Genomic DNA, 15,804 nt, shown 5'->3' on the forward strand with positions numbered 1-15,804 from the left:
AATCTACGATACCTTGGTATCACTCGAATAAAATAACCTGTCCGCAAGGACGGCGCAAACTCGCCACGCACCGCATCAAAGCCGCTGTGAACCGGCTAACGCCGAGCGGCGGCCTCTTGCGCGCGCACCGCCGGGCTGCCACGCAGCCTGGGCCTGCGGGCAAACCTTCGCGGCCATGATCACGAGTTCAGGCAAGGATCCCGCCTCCATTTTCTCCATCAGTCTGCCGCGATGCCCCTTTACCGTGATCTCGCTGATGCCAAGCTCCGCCGCCACCTGCTTGTTGAGCAAGCCGCACACCACGAGCGTCATCACTTCCCGTTCGCGCGGGGTGAGCGCGGCATAGCGCGCCTGGAGCACGCGGAGTTCGCTCTCCGTGTCGATCGCCTCGCGGCTGCGCTCGATGCCTTCGCGAATAGCGTCCACCAACGCTTCGCCATTGAATGGCTTGGTGAAGAATTCAATGGCGCCGGCTTTCATGGCCCGCACCGTCACAGGTACATCGGGGTAGCCGGTAATGAAAATGATCGGCATGTCGGCACGGTCGGCCACGATTTGGCGCTGCAAGTCCAGACCGTGCAGATCCGGAAGCGACACATCGAGCAGCAGGCAACTTGGCCCGCAAACGCGAGGGTGAGCGAGAAATGGCTGCGCGGAGCCGAACACCTGCGGCTGCCATCCGGCGCTGCGAATGAGCAATTCCAGCGATTCGCGCACGGACACGTCGTCGTCCACCACGAACACAACAGGAAGCGCCTGCGAGACGCTCGCGGACATCTGTCGTTGAGTTTCGCCAGGTCTTTGCATGGCCTACCTCGCTAATATCCGCCGCCAATATGCGTGAGGGCGTCAGATGCGTTGGAGCAAACACCGCACGATGCCCGATCCCATCGCGCGCGTCCATCATACGGAGGTATGTATACGCGCCGCTGGAGGGCGCGTAAGCGTCAGTCACGCTCCATAGACGGGAAGCGAGAACGAGAAGATCGCGCCGGGACCGTCCGTTGGGATCTCCGCCCAGAGACGCCCGTTCTGGCTCTCGATGATCGATCGGCTAATCGCGAGACCAATGCCCATGCCGTCTTGCCTCGTCGTATAAAAGGCATCGAAAAGCCGTTGCGCGTCTTGCGGGTCAAAGCCGATTCCCGAGTCCCGCACGGTCAAGCGGATCACTTCGTCCGACTCGGATTCGGTCTTCACCGTCACGCGCCGGGGCCGGTCGTCCACCGTGCGCATGGCATCCGCCGCGTTGCGCAACAAGTTCATGATGACCTGCTGCACCTGCACGCGGTCGCAGCCCGCGAAAGGCAGGCCCTCTGCGAACTCCATGCGCATGATGACGCGCGCGCGGTCGAGATCGCCCTGCATGAGGGCGATGATGTCCCGCGCAGTGTGAGCGAGATCGACCGGTTCGATCGTGACGCTGCGCCTGGTGAAGAGCGCGCGTAGCCGCGTGATGACGTCGGCGGCGCGGTTGCCGTCGCGGATCGTGCGCCGCGCCGTTTCCTGCGCGCCTTCAATATTGGGGGGCACGGCCGCCAGCATGCGCAGGCAGGTGCTCGCGTTGGTCACGATACCCGCGAGCGGCTGATTGACTTCATGGGCAATCGAAGCCGTCAACGCGCCAAGGCTCATCACTCTCGCGACATGCGAAAGTTCCGCGCGTGCCTTGTCGAGCGCCTCTTCCGAACTGCGGCGCTGGCTGATATCGAGCGTCGTGCCGCTATATTCCTTGCGGCCCGGCAGGTCCGTCACGCGGTGCGCGATCAGATGCAGATGCTTGATGCGCTGGTCCGGCATCAATAGCCGGTGCTGGCATTCGATATCGCTTTCGCCGCGCCGCCCCTGCTCGATGAACTGCGCGATGAACCCCATGTCCTCCGGGTGCGCTCGCTCGGCGATACGCTCTAGCGTAACGGGCGTGCCCGGCTCGAACTCGAAGATGTGGTAAATCTGCTCCGACCAGGCGATCTCATCCGTATCGGCATCCCACGTAAAGTTGCCCATTCTGGCCAGCGCCTGACCTTCGGCGAGGAAGGCCTCGCTGCGCCGCAATTCTTCCTCTGTGCGCTTGCGATCGTCGATGTCGATGTTGATGCCATACCATTTGACGACGTTTCCATCCTGGTCCCGCAACGGGCTCGTGCGAAACAGAAACCATCGGTACTGGCCGTCGTAGCGCTGCATGCGCGCTTCCGCTGCGCCCGGCATGCGGCTTGCCATAATGTTGGTCCAGGCGCCCATGAGCCCCGGAAGGTCATCGGGATGCACTGCCTTGGTCCACTCGTGGTCCTTCACCTGCGAGAGCGTTCGCCCGAGATAATCCAGGTAGTACTGGTTATAGAATTCGCCCGTCCCATCCGGGCGCGCTGACCAGATGAGCGCGGGCAGCGCGTTGATCGTTTCGTTGAGGTGGCGCTCGCTCTCCGCAAGCGTGATCTCGGCTCGCTTCCTGTCTTCGATATCGATGCACAGGAGAAACCAACGCAGAATGCTGCCGGCGCGATCGCGCAGCGGAAATCCACGCACGTTGACCCAGCGGTAAACGCCGTCTGCGCGCCGATGGCGGCTTTCGACGTTGTACGTCTTGCCGCTCGCAAGCGAGGCTTCCTGCGCCGCAATCGCCGCGTCGAGATCGTCCGGATGCACGATGTCGTGACTGCGCCAGGCTTTGAGTTCCTCGGATGACTTTCCGAAATAATCGAGCGTGAGCTGATTTTGACCTTCGACTTCGCCAGTCGGCGACGTCACCGTGACAGGCACCGGAATACACTCGACAATCAATTGCAGGTCGAGCGCCTGCCGATCGAGCGCTTCCTGAGCGTGCCGCAAGTCGTCGATATCGTTGCACGTCCCGCACCAGCGAACGATCTGGCCTTCGGCGTCGCGGATCGGACTGATTTGAATATCGAACCAGCGATGCTGGCCGTCGAAGCGACGCAGACGCGCCGCGATTGCTCCAGGCTCCCCGGAAGCGAGAATGGCGTGGTGGCGCCCAAGCAGTTCTGGCAGGTCGCCGGGGTCTACCGTGTCCTGCCACTGCGAGCCGGAAGACGCCGCGAGGCCAAGGCCCGTGTATTCGGACCATTTTCGGTTGACGAAGTCGACCCGTCCGTCGGGCAACGCAGTCCATGCAATAACAGACAGCGCATCCAGCACGAGGCCGGGATCAATGGCCAATCCCATCATTATTCTGATATTTGCGAGCAGGCGTCAGAGTTTCAAACATGCGCAAAAAGCCCGCGCTCAGGTATGTTTTCCGTGGGTTGTCCGGTCTGACCAAGGAATTTTGGGATTATTGCATGCGAAAACAGGCGTCGCAACAGCGCCTGTTTCTGAAAAGCCGCGGAATTTCGTTGCGTACGCATCGGTCCGATGCCGCGCCACCCAACTCAGCGTCAGGTCCGCAACGTACTGCTATGAACGCATCCAAAAGGTTGAGGGACCCTGAACCGTCGTGTTAGCTGACTGCCCCGACGGCTCGACCCCGAGCACGACGGTTTGGCGTACCAGGTCGGCCACGGAGCGCACATTCATTTTGCGCATGGCCTGGCCCCGGTGGATCTTGACCGTGACCTCCGCTATGCCCATTCTCGAAGCGATCTGCTTGTTCATCAACCCCGCCGCGACGTTGAGCAACACCTCCCGCTCGCGCGGCGTCAGCGCGTCCCAGCGCTCGCGCGCTTGCACGAGCGAGTTGTCCGCTTCGATACGTTGCGCGTCGCGCTGCAACGCGGCGACCACGGCGTCGATCATGTCCTGATCGCGAAAGGGCTTGGTGAGGAAGTCGATTGCACCCGCCTTCATCGCTTCGACAGTCATGGCGATATCGCCGTAGCCCGTCATGAAAACGACCGGCATGGGCGCGCGTTCCTGCCGTTCCTGCGTCAGGAGTGACTTCTGCAGCGCCAGGCCGCTTTGACCGCGCAAGCGGACGTCAAGCACGAGACACGATGGCCCCGGGCTCTTGGGCGCCGCCAGGAACGCTTCGGCGGAGTGAAAGGCATGGGCTTCCAGGTCAATCGAGCGCAGCAGGCTCGCGAGTGCGTCGCGCACCGAATCGTCGTCGTCCACGATATAGACGACTCCGGCAGGGGTGTTGACGTGAGGGGCAGCCGACCGGTCGGTCACAGTGTTTAGCATCTACGATAGTGTTCTGCAGTATTACGTTGTGCGAATTGAACCATCACACACACCTCCCGGGACCCATGGGACGCCGATGCCTGACTCACCAGCTGAAACGTCGCCCTTTGAAGCGCCAGCCGCGGGGCCGGCAGCCACCACGTGGCGCAATCGCTGCAACGCCAAGCCTGAAGCTTACATCGCGCGTTCATGCGAGGCTGTAGTACTTTGGTATTGGGGAGTCCGGCCGCGCCGATGCAGCCCGATCGTTTCGCGGGAAATACTGAAGGGAAGGAGAAATCCCAAATAATGAATCTTACGCGCCGGGTTCTAATGTTTTTGTGGCGCCATGCCTGGCTATTCGGGGTCGGCCGTGTGAGCGCCCCACTGCTCAAGCGACACGGCCAGTATCATCGCCCCCGAATTCAAAGGGATCTTGTAGCGCCGCGCTAACGGCCGAAAAACGGCATCGCCTCGCTTGATCGTCGCTCCGGAAAGTACGCAGATGCCCGACTTTCTGGCGATTGCCCGCTTCCAGACCTGTTCACGGTAGCTGCAGCGCGTCGGGTCGCTCCACGAGAGCGTGAACGAAGAATTGGCCAGTCGCTCTTCGATCGTGACCGTGCAGTTTCCGTATGCCTTGTCATCCGCGGGCCGGAGGTCGCTTCGCGTGTGCGTCGCGCTCACGCGGCGCGCAACGCTCGTCCTCGAAGCCGGCGAGGCAAGCAGGCCCGAGACCACGTGCGCCCACGCATTCCGCGAGCAGTCCGGCGCTGAGACTTCCACGCAATCGCGCGGCGCGTGTGTTTCGTCGTTGGCGTCATTGACACCACGTGGCTGCGCGAGGCGCATGCTTTCGCCAGGGCCGCCGCCATCGAGTGCGGCTCCCGCGTATGTCGACCGCAACGAATCCAATCTCACCACGGCTACCTCCCATATTCTGGATGAGCGTGAATGTCACGCGTGCCCCATCTTCCGAAGCCGGAACGCCTTTGTATTGCGTCCACATATTTCGAATGACCGAAGCTTAAGGAGAAGTGCGGCAAGCCGGTATTCTTCCCGCGCATAGACTGATTGACGCTTTTGGATGGCGACCCTATACCTTGGTATACATTCATCGGTCGGCACCATGTTCAGCGGCGCAGCGCCCACGGCGCCGCCCGCCCCGCAGCACGAGGACTCAGTCGCATGATTGCCAACGACGCGCAGGCATTCGCCTGCATTGACGGCCGCCTGCAGCCCGGCGAACGCGAACGACGCGGCGGTTGATGAATTCGATGATAATGACAGCCTGAATATTTTAATTCAGCATGCCAAATTAATTAACCGATCACCATTCCAGATGAGGCGGCTCTTTGATCTGTCTTCCTACTTATAAAAGACGTAAGTCGCGATATAAGGCGAACTACCCGACTCGTGCTCGACTGTGCACGGCGCAGCCGGCTTTACGCCGCCAACCGTCATGACCCGCTGCACGTAGCGCACGGATTCGAGCACGCCCTGCGCTCCGGTGGAGTGCGTCTGGAGCAGAAGCTGCGGCACGCTACCCGGCGTATCGCTTGGCTTTTGCGCGACGACTTTGCCCTCGATGCGGCTGCCGTCGCGCGCTTGCCAGGAGGGTCCGGCAGAATGCTCGATCACCGCCGCGCCGTGCGCGTCGTATAGCGTCGCGCGCGGGTGCTGGAAGACCCAGCCGAGCGTGTGATCCGCACCGTACTCACAGGCGTAGATCTGCACGCCCGCTGCAGTCGTGGACAGAAACGGCTGTGCGCCCGGAATATCGAGCGAATCCGCTTGCGCGTGCACTGCGCTCATTATCGAAATCAGCGCTGCCCCAATTGCAATCTGCTTCCCGCGTGAGAGGTGTTTCATGGAGAAGCTCCTTTAGGCTACGCGGTCGATCCAGTTCGGTCCGCTCTTCCAAAACAACCGGGGCGAAAATCTATTCCATTTTTAGCAGTCTATCGGCAAAGGTGCGCGGTGTTCAGTCGGTCACCAGCAAGCCGACCGTGTACGAAGCGCACTGAGCGGCGCCTGCCCTGCGCACGCCGAATTCGACGGCCTTACACCGTTGCCTGGCGCCAAATGAGTCATTGGATGCGCCGGGCAAGTCTTGCGTCATTGGGTGTTCACTAGCGGGATTATTCCGTGCGGGCGCGCGTGGCCGTGCCCTCTGTGCGGCGCTTTGACGGCCAGCCATATTCGGCGGCCTGCCAGGCAAGCAGCCCGGGCAAATAGAACAGCAGGTCGCGCACGCGCCTTGCGCCCGCGAGTGCGAGGCAAGTGGGCGCGTCGAACCCGAGCAGTCCGCCTATCACGACGAAACCGCCCTCTTGCACGCCAAGGCCGGCCGGGACAAGAAACGCGATGCTGCTCAACATCTGGATCAGGGCTTCGATCACGAACGCCTGCATGAAGGTCGCATCCGTGCCGAGCACACGCAACGCGATCCAGATCTCGAGCGCGTAGCCGAGGCATTGAAGCGTCTGCCAGATGAGCACGTAACGCACGACCACGCCGGTCTGCCGCCAGATCAGCTTGAGCGATAAATCGACGCGCACGGATTTGCCCACGAGATCCACGACCTTGCCGCTCGTGACGCGATTGAGCGTGCGTGCAGCACGCTCGAACGGCCGCGCGTGCTGCACGAGCGCAAAGAGCACGAGCAGCGGTATGAACCCCGCGAGACCCCATGCGAGACGCCCCACGAACCGCGCGGTATCGGAGGAGGAATGTTCGAGCAGATAGCCGGCGGCGACCAACGCAAAGAGAACCTGGCTGATCAGCGTGAGTTGCATGTCGGCGATGAGGCTCGCGACCGCCGTGGCCGGCCGCACGCCCGCACGGCCAAGCAGGCGGAACGAAACGAGTTCGCCGCCCACACGTGCAACGGGCAGCAAGCCGTTGATCGACTCGCGAATCCATACGAGTTTGAGCATCGCCGCGAACGACGGACGCTGCGCCGCGCGAATCAGGCTGCGCCAGTCCCAGGCATTCGCGCACATCGGCAGGATATGCACGACGGCCGCCAGCACGAGGCCCATGCCCGCGCCGCGCAACAGTTGCAACACTGCCGCAGGATGTTCGCGCCATACAAGCCACACGGCGATCGCGAGACCAGCCAGGGCGGCGATACGTCCCATGTGCTTCATCTGCGGGTGCTCTCTAGTGCTTGCTCCCGTCTCATTGTGCCCCCATCAACTGTGACGCTCAGGTCTCGTGGACTGGCGAAAGCATGCCATTCCTGTCGACGCGAAAGCGCGTGCCGCGCCAAACGACGCCAGACGAACAAAAACTCGCGACATAGATCGCGAACTGGACCATTTCCCAAAGGGGTAAGCATAACAGTCCGCTGGACTCGTCGGCGGTCGCGCGATCGGTCCTCCAGATCAGCCACGCCCGCGCGCAGAGCGCCACGGCGGCCAGTATCCACGCCGGCGCCGCGCCGCCGGACAACGCCACAGCCAGCATCGCGAGCGCGAACGGATGCATCAGCACGGCGCCCAGATGCCCCGAGCGGTCCGCCGCGCGCACGGTGCGGCTCCAGCGCAATTCGTGCGCAAAGAGTTGTGCGAACGTATTCTCCACGCACGCGTGCCGCACGAGAATGGGCGGAATGGAAACTTCCGCGCCGGCGCGGCGCACGGCTTCACCAATCGCATGATCTTCGGCGAGATGATGCGCGAATTGCGCAAGACCGCCAATGCGTTCGAGCATTTCACGCGTCATGGCGATGGACTGGCCGAAACACGGCCGCGCGCGCCCGATAGCGAGCCCGGTCACGACGCCGGGCAGGAAATGATAGTTGGTCAAGGCCGACGCAACACGCGGCCAGAATCCGGGGGCGCACAGGCCGCGATACACCGCGCTCACCAGACCGACGCCTGGTTGCTGTAGCGCGCCGACCACCTGGCGCAGATAGTTTTTCTCGACGAGCACGTCGCTATCGGCAAAGCACAGCACGTCGTGCTCGGCCTTTTCTAGCATGTTCACGAGATTCGCGATCTTGCGGTTGGGACCATAAAGGCGCGAATCGGCGACGACCGTGATGTGTGCAGCGGGATAACGCACGCGTAGCCGTTCGATGGCGTTGAGGGCTTCATCACGCGCATCGTGAACGCCGAAGAGATACTGGACTTGTCCAGGATAGTCCTGCTCGAAGAAGCTGGCGAGGTGCTCCTCGAGGTGCCATTCGTCGCCGTGCAGCGGCTTGGCGAGCGTGATTGCCGGAAAGTGCCGCGGCGTTGCCACCTCACGCGCGAAGAAACGGCCGACGAGCGCGCTGGCCGTGCAGGTATAGATAATGCCGACCACGGCGCAAAGACCGAGTAGCACTGCTAGCGAGTCGAATAGCAGATGCGAAAACCCGGGCAGTTCAGCGCGCATGACTTCAATTGCCGCAGAAGCGACGGCAAGCGCCGTCACGGCCATCGCAACGATGGCGCCGGTTCGCCCCGTCGCGTGCGTGCGTTCCATCATGCCTCGTGCGCGCGCAGGAAGCGGAAGAACTCCACGCCTTCGCGCAGACGCCGCTTCATCATGTCCCAGCTCGTGAGCATCTCGCGCACGATCTCCCAGATCTTCGACGGCCGGAAGTAGAACTGGCGGTAAAACTGCTCGAGGTGGTGATAGATCTCCTCGCGCGGCAGGTTGGGATACCCGATCGCCGCGAGCTGCACACCTTCCTTGCTCACCAGGTTGATCGTCTTGTTCTCTTCCATCCAGCCGTTTTCCACAGCCTGCTTGTAGAGCGTCGTGCCCGGATACGGCGCGGCAAGCGACACCTGAATCGTGTGCGGATTGATTTCCTTCGCGTACTCGATCGTCTTCTTGATCGTGTCCTGCGTCTCGCCCGGCAGCCCCAGAATGAAGGTGCCGTGAATCTTGATGCCGAGCGTCTTGCAGTCGGCGCTGAAGCGGCGCGCGAAGTCCGTGCGCACACCCTTCTTGATGTTCACGAGAATCTGGTCGTCGCCCGACTCGAAGCCCACGAGCAACAGGCGCAGGCCGTTTTCCTTCATGACCTTGAGCGTCTTGTACGGCACGTTCGCCTTGGCGTTGCACGACCACGTCATGCCGAGCTTGCCCAGGCCGATCGCGATCGCTTCAGCGCGCGGCAAGTCGTCGGTGAACGTGTCGTCATCGAACATGAGTTCCTTGACTTCCGGCATGTTGTCGCGGATCCACTTCGCTTCCTCGAGCACGTTTTCCACCGAGCGCGTGCGGTAGCGGTGGCCGCTCACCGTCTGCGGCCACAGGCAGAACGTGCAGCGCGACTTGCAGCCGCGGCCCGTGTAGATCGACACGTACGGGTAGTTCAGATAGCCGATGAAGTAGTTGTCGATCTTCAGGTCGCGCTTGTAGATCGGCGCGACGAACGGCAGCTCGTCCATGTTCTCGAGGATCGGACGCGCTTCGTTGTGCTCGATCGAGCCGTCCTTCGCGCGCCAGCTCAAGCCCTTGATCTCGGGGAACGGCTTGCCTTCGGCGATTTCCTTGCAGGTGTAGTCGAATTCTTCACGGCAGACGAAATCGATCGCTTCGGTCGCCGTGAGCGAGTTGTGCGGATCGACCATCACCTTCGCGCCGACCATCCCGACCAGCAGCGACGGCTTGCGCTTCTTGAGATCCTCGGCAAACAGCGCGTCGCTCGGGAACGACGGCGTGCTCGTGTGGATGATGACGAGGTCGTAGTCCATCGCGATCTTCAGCGTTTCTTCCACGTCGATGCCGTCGGCCGGCGCGTCGAGCACGCGGCTGCCGGGCACGAGGGCCGCGGGCTGCGCAAGCCAGGTGGGATACCAGAACGAGCGGATCTCGCGCTTTGCCTGGTAGCGCGAGCCCGCGCCACCGTCGAAGCCGTCATACGACGGGGCCTGCAGAAACAGCGTTTTCATATTCCTCGATTGTCCGCGCAGTGTGGTGAAACCCGGTTTGCAGCCTGGTGCGTCTCGTGGCCTGCATGGTCGGCGTCCAGCGCCGCCCAATTTCCTCGAAACACATTACACAAAACATTCGATTTGCATTCCGGTTCACATGTTTGTTATCGAATTGAAGGCATAACGGCCCCAGCTCAACTCTACGATACTAAGCTGAAAATCTGATGGTGACCTTAAGCGCTTTCCCTTTTTTTGATGTCTTGAAACATGCGAGACCTCTATTGTGACAAATCGATGTGACAGTTTTCATCTTATTGCCGCAATTGACGGAAATTGTGATGACAATCGATTACGAGCCAGGTTTGCACGTCAGGCTTACGATCCAGGCACGACCCCTGCTCTGCCATGCAGAAGCGGCTTGTAACGATCTGATCTATGCAAGCCGCGTGCCATTTTTGGTGCGCACCCTGCGCATTGACTGGAAAAAATGTCCGGCAGGTTTTCATTCGGTTTGCATCGACTCCGCCATATCGGACAAGTTTTCGCTGATCGCCGACATTGCGTAAAAACGACTCACAATCGGGTTACGATGATCCAAACGGCGTGACTGCGGGTCCCCGCCGCGAATGTGCGAGCGGCGTGGCGTAGCGAACGCTGCCCGGCAGGTCGGGACGACTGTCCGGGATTTCATGCTGGCCAGGCACCGTCGCGGTGCGTTGCCTGCTCAACCAAGCGCCACCGTGAGCCGTCATTGTCCATGCGCATCCTCTTCGTCATCGGCAACCTGGGCGACTATCACGTCCCTCGCTACGAGGCGCTCGTTCGCGCGGCCTCCGGTCGCGGTCACCAGGTGGCGCTTCTCGAGGTCTTCGCGCGCTCCGGCGTGTATGGCTTTCCGCAGGAACGCCGCGCCGCCTTCTTTGCGAGCCGCCCGCGAATGGCGGAAACGTTGGTCGAAAACGGCGCAGACAGCGACGGCCTCGGCGCGCGCGACACTGCGCGTCTCATCGCGAAGGTACGCAACTTCATGCCTGACGTGGTCATCACGCTCGGCTACAACACCGGCTATTCGGCGGTGCTCTGTTTCCTCAGACATCTCACGCGGCGCTTCAAGCTCATCTACATGTCGGACTCGAAGGCCGACGACGGGCTGCGCCAGCGCACGAAGGAGCGGCTCAAGCGTTTCATCGTGAGCCGCTTCGACGGCGCGCTCGTCGCGGGCGAGAAGCATCGCCGTTACGCGCAATCGCTTGGCATACCGAAGGAACGCTCGCGCATCGGCTTCGACGTGATCGATGTCGATTATTTTTCGGATCTCGCGCAGGCCGCGACCGATAACCCCGAGGCCGTGCGGTCCCGCTTCGGACTGCCGCAGCGCTACGTGTTGTGCGTGAGCCGCTTCGTCGCCCGCAAGAACGTCGACGTGCTGATCGACGCCTACCGTAAATCCGGCGTGTACAACGAAAATATCGGCCTCGTCCTGGTGGGTCAGGGACCGCTCGAAGCGCAATTGCGCGCGCGCATCGCCTCGTTCGGCCTTACCCCGCATGTGACGATACTCAACTCACTCGCTAATCAGGAAATGCCGAATCTTTATGCGCTCGCGGAATTCGTCGTACTGGCGAGCGAATTCGATCAATGGGGATTGTGCGTGAACGAAGCGTTTGCGGCCGGGTGTCCTGCCATCGTCACGCGCACCTGCGGCGTGGCTGGCGAGGTCGTGATAGACGGCGTGAACGGTTTCGTGGTCGAACCGCGCGACGTCTCGACGCTCGCGCAACGTATCGGCGAGCTGGGCGGCGAGCCCGCGCTGCGTGAGCGCTTTGCCGCCGGCGCGCAAAGTACGATCCGGCGCTGGACGCCGTTGCTCTTCGCATCGAGCGCGCTGGAGCTTGCCGAGGTCACGACCCGCAAGGCAAGCGACCCCGCGCAGCACGAACTCGTTTAGCGCGCATCGCAGTTCACCACAACGCCTAGAGCGCCACCGCTCAGAGATTGGGCGCGAAAACCCGCCCGGGCGCGAACTTCCGCTTGAGCGTACGCATCAGCAAATACACCGTGCCGTGGCGCTCGACGCCTAGCCGCTGCGTGAGCGTCGCACCGAACCCGTTGAGGAAACTGAATGTCGACGGACTCGAAAAGCCGTCGAAGTCGAACGTGAGCTTGCGCTCCAGCGCGCGGCCAATGCCGCTCCACAGCAGCAGGCTGATCGATCCGCTGTGCGCGTCCTGCACCCGCGACGAAAGCAGGTAATACATCGTCTGATGGTCCCAAACGAGGCCGATCGCCGCCACGAGTTTTCCACCCTGCCCATAGGCGCCGAGCAGCATCCCGGTCTTGCGCTGGACGAATGCGTTGACGAGCTCGCGCATGACCACATCCCCGTAGGCGTTGGTTCGAGAGCGTGCCGCGAGATTCGCTTCGTAGAACGCGATGAACTCGCTGGGCGTGAGGTCCGGCACGATGGTCAATTCACGCGACGCGCTGCGGATCACGTTGCGCGTCTTGCTGTTCAGACGCTTCCACGCTTCATCTGCCGTGGTATTGCGGTCGATGCGGAAGGTGTAGCGCGCCGATACCGTAAAACCATGCAGCGCGAACGCAAGCGCATCGCCAATGCGCGGGTCGAGCACCTGGAAAAAACTGTCGCAATCGGGCAACTGTTCGATCAGCTTGCCGGTGACGTCGAGTTCATGATGCAGTTGGCGGGCTTCGCTGCCGGTCACGGACTTGATGACCGGCCCGAGCGTGCGCGTGAGCGGCGGCAGGTGCGAGACACGCCACAGTCGCGTGCGCTGCATCGCGTACGGCATCTCGCCGATGACCTCGTCGTTCTGCTTCACCACCGCAAGCTTCCAGTTGCCTTGCGTGGCGATATCGAGCCACCAGCGCTCATGAAAGATCGAAGGCGCCGCGCGTACCGGCACCGGCGCAACTGTCTCAGCCGGTGCCTCGAAAACGGGCAACGTCCGGTCGTTTATGGTCGTCATCAATCACCGGTATATTCTGTCTGCAAGCGCCGCGGGTGACACACGCGCTCTACCTCCCCCCCGGCGCCCACGCTCCTCAACCGCTTCTAGTCGGCATGGCAACGGCGTGTACTCAATGTGGCAGTTCACGCGGCAGGTGGTTTTATCCCTCCCGGGTCTCGCGAGACTACGCGCAAGACGGCGCTTCGAGCGCTTCTGTTTTCGCTTCCGGGTTCACCTGCTCGCGCTGCGATGGAACGCAAAGCCCCATGGCGGCGAACTGCCATCCGTACATCGCCTCCAGTCTACGAACAGCACCCTGCCCGTTTACGCCAAAACCAAGACGTATGCGGTTGGGTTATCCCCCTAGCCGATTTTCGTCGGATCATACTGCTCGATTTCGCATTGCAGCATTGTGTCAGCCTGCAAACTGCTTGCGCGCCGAACGCCGAACGCCGAACGCCTAACGAGAACGATTCGCGATTCACTAATTTGGTTAGGAATCCATCTGACATGACGCCCCCAACCCGTCGCCGCTCAAGCCAATGGTTGCGTCGTCATCGCTCGCGTGAGCCCGTGCATGGGACGGCGCACCGCCACGTCGAACGGGTTCGTTTGCGGCCCGATGATTTCGGCCTGCCGTTTTAGCAGTTCGACGATCGTGGGCAACCGGTCTTCAGTGAGACGCGCAGCCAGCGTGCCCACGCTCAGTGCGCCGACGGCGCAACCGTTCTGGTCCAGAATCGGCACGGCCACGCCCGCCATGCCCTCCAGCACGCCAGTATTGCGCCCCGCGTAGCCGAGCTTGCGCACGCGCTCGATCTCCGTGCGCAAATACACCTCGTCCAGCACACCGTAGCTGCGCAAGCGTGGCACGTTGAAACGAATGATTTCTTCGCGTTCGGCTTCGGGCTGGAACGCGAGAATGGCAAGACTGCCCTGCCCCACGCCGAGCGCCACGCGCCCGCCGATATCGCCCGTGAACGAGCGGATCGGAAATGGACCTTCGCACATGTCGAGGCAAACCGCGTCGAAACTGCTCTTTACGAGCAGGAAAATGGTGTCGCCAAGGCTTGCGCACAGGCGCAGCAACGCGGGCCGGCATAGCGTGCGCATGCCGCTGGGATCGCCCGCCTGCGCGGCGAGCGCAAAGAAGTCCACGCTCAGCCGATAGCGTTTGGTGCCTTCGTCCTGCTCGACCACACCTTCGGCGATCAGCCCCTGCAGCAGCCGATGCACGGTGGCCTGCGTCAGCCCCACAGTCTTGGCGAGCGCTGTGACGCGGCTACCTTCCGCCTGGCTCGCGCCCAGGGCGCGGATCACCGCGAATGCGCGCTGCAACACGCCCGCGCCGCGTGCGTCGTCGGCTGGCGTTCCACTTTTCTCTTCCACTGCCGTCATATCGACCTCAATTTATTCCATTCAGCGGAATATCCGCCGAACGCTCGTACGAATGCGCGTGCTGGCCGAATCGTTGGCTCATCAGACGGTGCCTCGTCTGTGACGTCTGATTCAGGGATTTCCCGAAGTTCATCGGATGAAATAGCCAACAGGCTAGCGCGCCGCCACATTCCATTAAACGGAATATAAGTCAGATTTCTCTCGCTCGATGGAATTTTAAATTGACGTCCCAAAATTTGGCTAGCTACAGTCGGCTCAACGCCATGCACCGCGATTCACCCAGCGAGTGTCGGCGCAACCCATGCACTGGAAGGCCAAACCATGTCGTTCCTCACCCTGACCGATGTGTCGAAATCGTTCGGCGACCTGCAGGCGGTCACCGGCGTCAATTTGTCGGTGGAAAAAGGCGAGTTCGTCTCGCTGCTCGGCCCCTCGGGCTGCGGGAAAACCACGACGCTGCAGATGATTGCCGGGTTCGTTGAGACCACGCGCGGACGCATCACGCTCGACGGTCGTGACATCACGCATATGCCGCCGAACAAGCGCGGCCTCGGCATCGTGTTCCAGAGCTATGCGCTCTTTCCGCACATGAGCGTGGAGCAGAACGTGAGCTTCGGCCTCGAAATGCGCGGCGTGGACAAAACCGAGCGCAGGGATCGCATCCGCGAGGCGCTCGCGCTCGTGCGCCTCGACGCTTACGCGCACCGCTTTCCGCGCGAGCTTTCGGGCGGCCAGCGCCAGCGTGTGGCGATCGCGCGCGCCATTGTGATCGCGCCGCCCGTGCTCCTGCTCGACGAACCGATGTCGAATCTCGACGCCAAGCTGCGCGAAGACATGCAGTTCGAGCTGCGCGCCATCCAGCGCAAGATCGGCACGACCACGCTGATGGTCACGCACGATCAGTCGGAGGCGCTCTCGATCAGCGACCGCGTGGTCGTGATGGAAAGCGGCCGCATCACCCAGGTCGACACGCCTTATCGCGCGTATGAGCGGCCCGAGAACGACTTCGTCTCGCAGTTCATCGGCAAGGCCAACATGCTCGCGGGCCGCATCGTCGCGCGCGAGGGCGACACGATCCGCGTGGATCTCGGCCACGATCTCGCGGAAACGGGGTCGACGGCGCAACTGCCCGAGCGCGGCCGCGCGGTGGGTGTGGGCGACGCGATCACGCTGTGCATCCGCCCTGAAAAGCTCAAGCTGTGCGCAAGCGGCTCGGGCCGTCTTGCAGGACGCGTGACGAGCCGCTTCTTCCTCGGCAGCCAGTGGCTCTACCGCCTGGACAGCCGTGCGGGGGAGATGCTGGTGTGCTGCCAGAACGAGGGGAAGGAGCCGCTTGCCGAAGGCGACCAGGTGGGCATTGACTGGCATAGCGACGCGATTCGCTTCATCCACAAGGAGGGCGCCCGTGTCCAGCACGCTTGACGCTTCACAAC

At 62.1% G+C, this 15,804-nt stretch carries 13 protein-coding genes; 3 read left to right on the top strand and 10 right to left on the bottom strand.

Annotation, left to right across the window (positions count from 1 at the left end):
• Window positions 1-75 precede the first annotated feature (75 nt).
• The 8 genes from L0U83_RS34445 to hpnJ all read right to left on the bottom strand — a co-directional run bounded on the left by L0U83_RS34445 (window position 76) and on the right by hpnJ (window position 10,019).
• Window positions 76-807: a response regulator transcription factor gene (locus L0U83_RS34445; protein WP_233888618.1), complete on the bottom strand. Its 732-nt coding sequence runs from the start codon at window positions 805-807 to the stop codon at window positions 76-78.
• Between the two features lie 144 nt (window positions 808-951).
• Window positions 952-3,186 carry a PAS domain-containing protein gene (locus L0U83_RS34450; protein ID WP_233888619.1) on the bottom strand — a complete coding sequence of 745 codons (2,235 nt, stop codon included), beginning with the start codon at window positions 3,184-3,186 and terminating at the stop codon, window positions 952-954.
• A gap of 231 nt (window positions 3,187-3,417) precedes the next feature.
• A complete protein-coding gene (locus L0U83_RS34455; protein WP_233888620.1) occupies window positions 3,418-4,143 on the bottom strand; it encodes a response regulator transcription factor in 726 nt (241 codons plus the stop codon).
• 336 nt (window positions 4,144-4,479) lie between these two features.
• The gene (locus tag L0U83_RS34460) at window positions 4,480-4,974 is read right to left on the bottom strand and encodes a DUF3331 domain-containing protein (RefSeq protein ID WP_233888621.1); all 495 of its coding nucleotides are present in this window, start codon (window positions 4,972-4,974) and stop codon (window positions 4,480-4,482) included.
• Between the two features lie 516 nt (window positions 4,975-5,490).
• Window positions 5,491-5,994: a DUF3455 domain-containing protein gene (locus L0U83_RS34465; protein WP_373321169.1), complete on the bottom strand. Its 504-nt coding sequence runs from the start codon at window positions 5,992-5,994 to the stop codon at window positions 5,491-5,493.
• A gap of 269 nt (window positions 5,995-6,263) precedes the next feature.
• Entirely contained in the window at window positions 6,264-7,274 is a 1,011-nt protein-coding gene (locus L0U83_RS34470) for a lysylphosphatidylglycerol synthase domain-containing protein (protein ID WP_233888622.1), read from the bottom strand.
• 58 nt (window positions 7,275-7,332) lie between these two features.
• Window positions 7,333-8,598: a bacteriohopanetetrol glucosamine biosynthesis glycosyltransferase HpnI gene (gene hpnI, locus L0U83_RS34475; RefSeq protein WP_373321170.1), complete on the bottom strand. Its 1,266-nt coding sequence runs from the start codon at window positions 8,596-8,598 to the stop codon at window positions 7,333-7,335.
• Entirely contained in the window at window positions 8,598-10,019 is a 1,422-nt protein-coding gene (gene hpnJ / locus L0U83_RS34480) for a hopanoid biosynthesis associated radical SAM protein HpnJ (protein WP_233888623.1), read from the bottom strand. The genes hpnI and hpnJ overlap by 1 nt, the downstream gene beginning before the upstream one ends.
• Before the next feature lie 320 nt (window positions 10,020-10,339).
• Between hpnJ and L0U83_RS34485 the strand changes: the two genes are divergently transcribed.
• Together L0U83_RS34485 and L0U83_RS34490 are read left to right on the top strand one after the other, a co-directional pair.
• Window positions 10,340-10,567 (top strand): hypothetical protein, encoded by a 228-nt coding sequence (locus L0U83_RS34485; protein ID WP_233888624.1) that lies wholly within the window; start codon window positions 10,340-10,342, stop codon window positions 10,565-10,567.
• Window positions 10,568-10,758: 191 nt separating this feature from the next.
• A complete protein-coding gene (locus L0U83_RS34490; protein ID WP_233888625.1) occupies window positions 10,759-11,949 on the top strand; it encodes a glycosyltransferase family 4 protein in 1,191 nt (396 codons plus the stop codon).
• A gap of 40 nt (window positions 11,950-11,989) precedes the next feature.
• On the opposite strand, the gene L0U83_RS34495 is transcribed toward L0U83_RS34490, so the two are convergent.
• Window positions 11,990-12,991: a GNAT family N-acetyltransferase gene (locus L0U83_RS34495; RefSeq protein ID WP_233888626.1), complete on the bottom strand. Its 1,002-nt coding sequence runs from the start codon at window positions 12,989-12,991 to the stop codon at window positions 11,990-11,992.
• A 516-nt stretch (window positions 12,992-13,507) separates the two neighbouring features.
• Entirely contained in the window at window positions 13,508-14,371 is an 864-nt protein-coding gene (locus L0U83_RS34500; RefSeq protein ID WP_233888627.1) for an IclR family transcriptional regulator, read from the bottom strand.
• Window positions 14,372-14,692: 321 nt separating this feature from the next.
• Here L0U83_RS34500 and L0U83_RS34505 point away from each other — a divergent pair, with 321 nt between their 5' ends.
• The gene (locus L0U83_RS34505) at window positions 14,693-15,793 is read left to right on the top strand and encodes an ABC transporter ATP-binding protein (protein WP_233888628.1); all 1,101 of its coding nucleotides are present in this window, start codon (window positions 14,693-14,695) and stop codon (window positions 15,791-15,793) included.
• Window positions 15,794-15,804: the final 11 nt, after the last annotated feature.

Origin of the sequence: Paraburkholderia flagellata, from assembly GCF_021390645.1 — a bacterium.
In the GTDB taxonomy this organism is placed as follows: Bacteria; Pseudomonadota; Gammaproteobacteria; order Burkholderiales; family Burkholderiaceae; genus Paraburkholderia; species Paraburkholderia flagellata.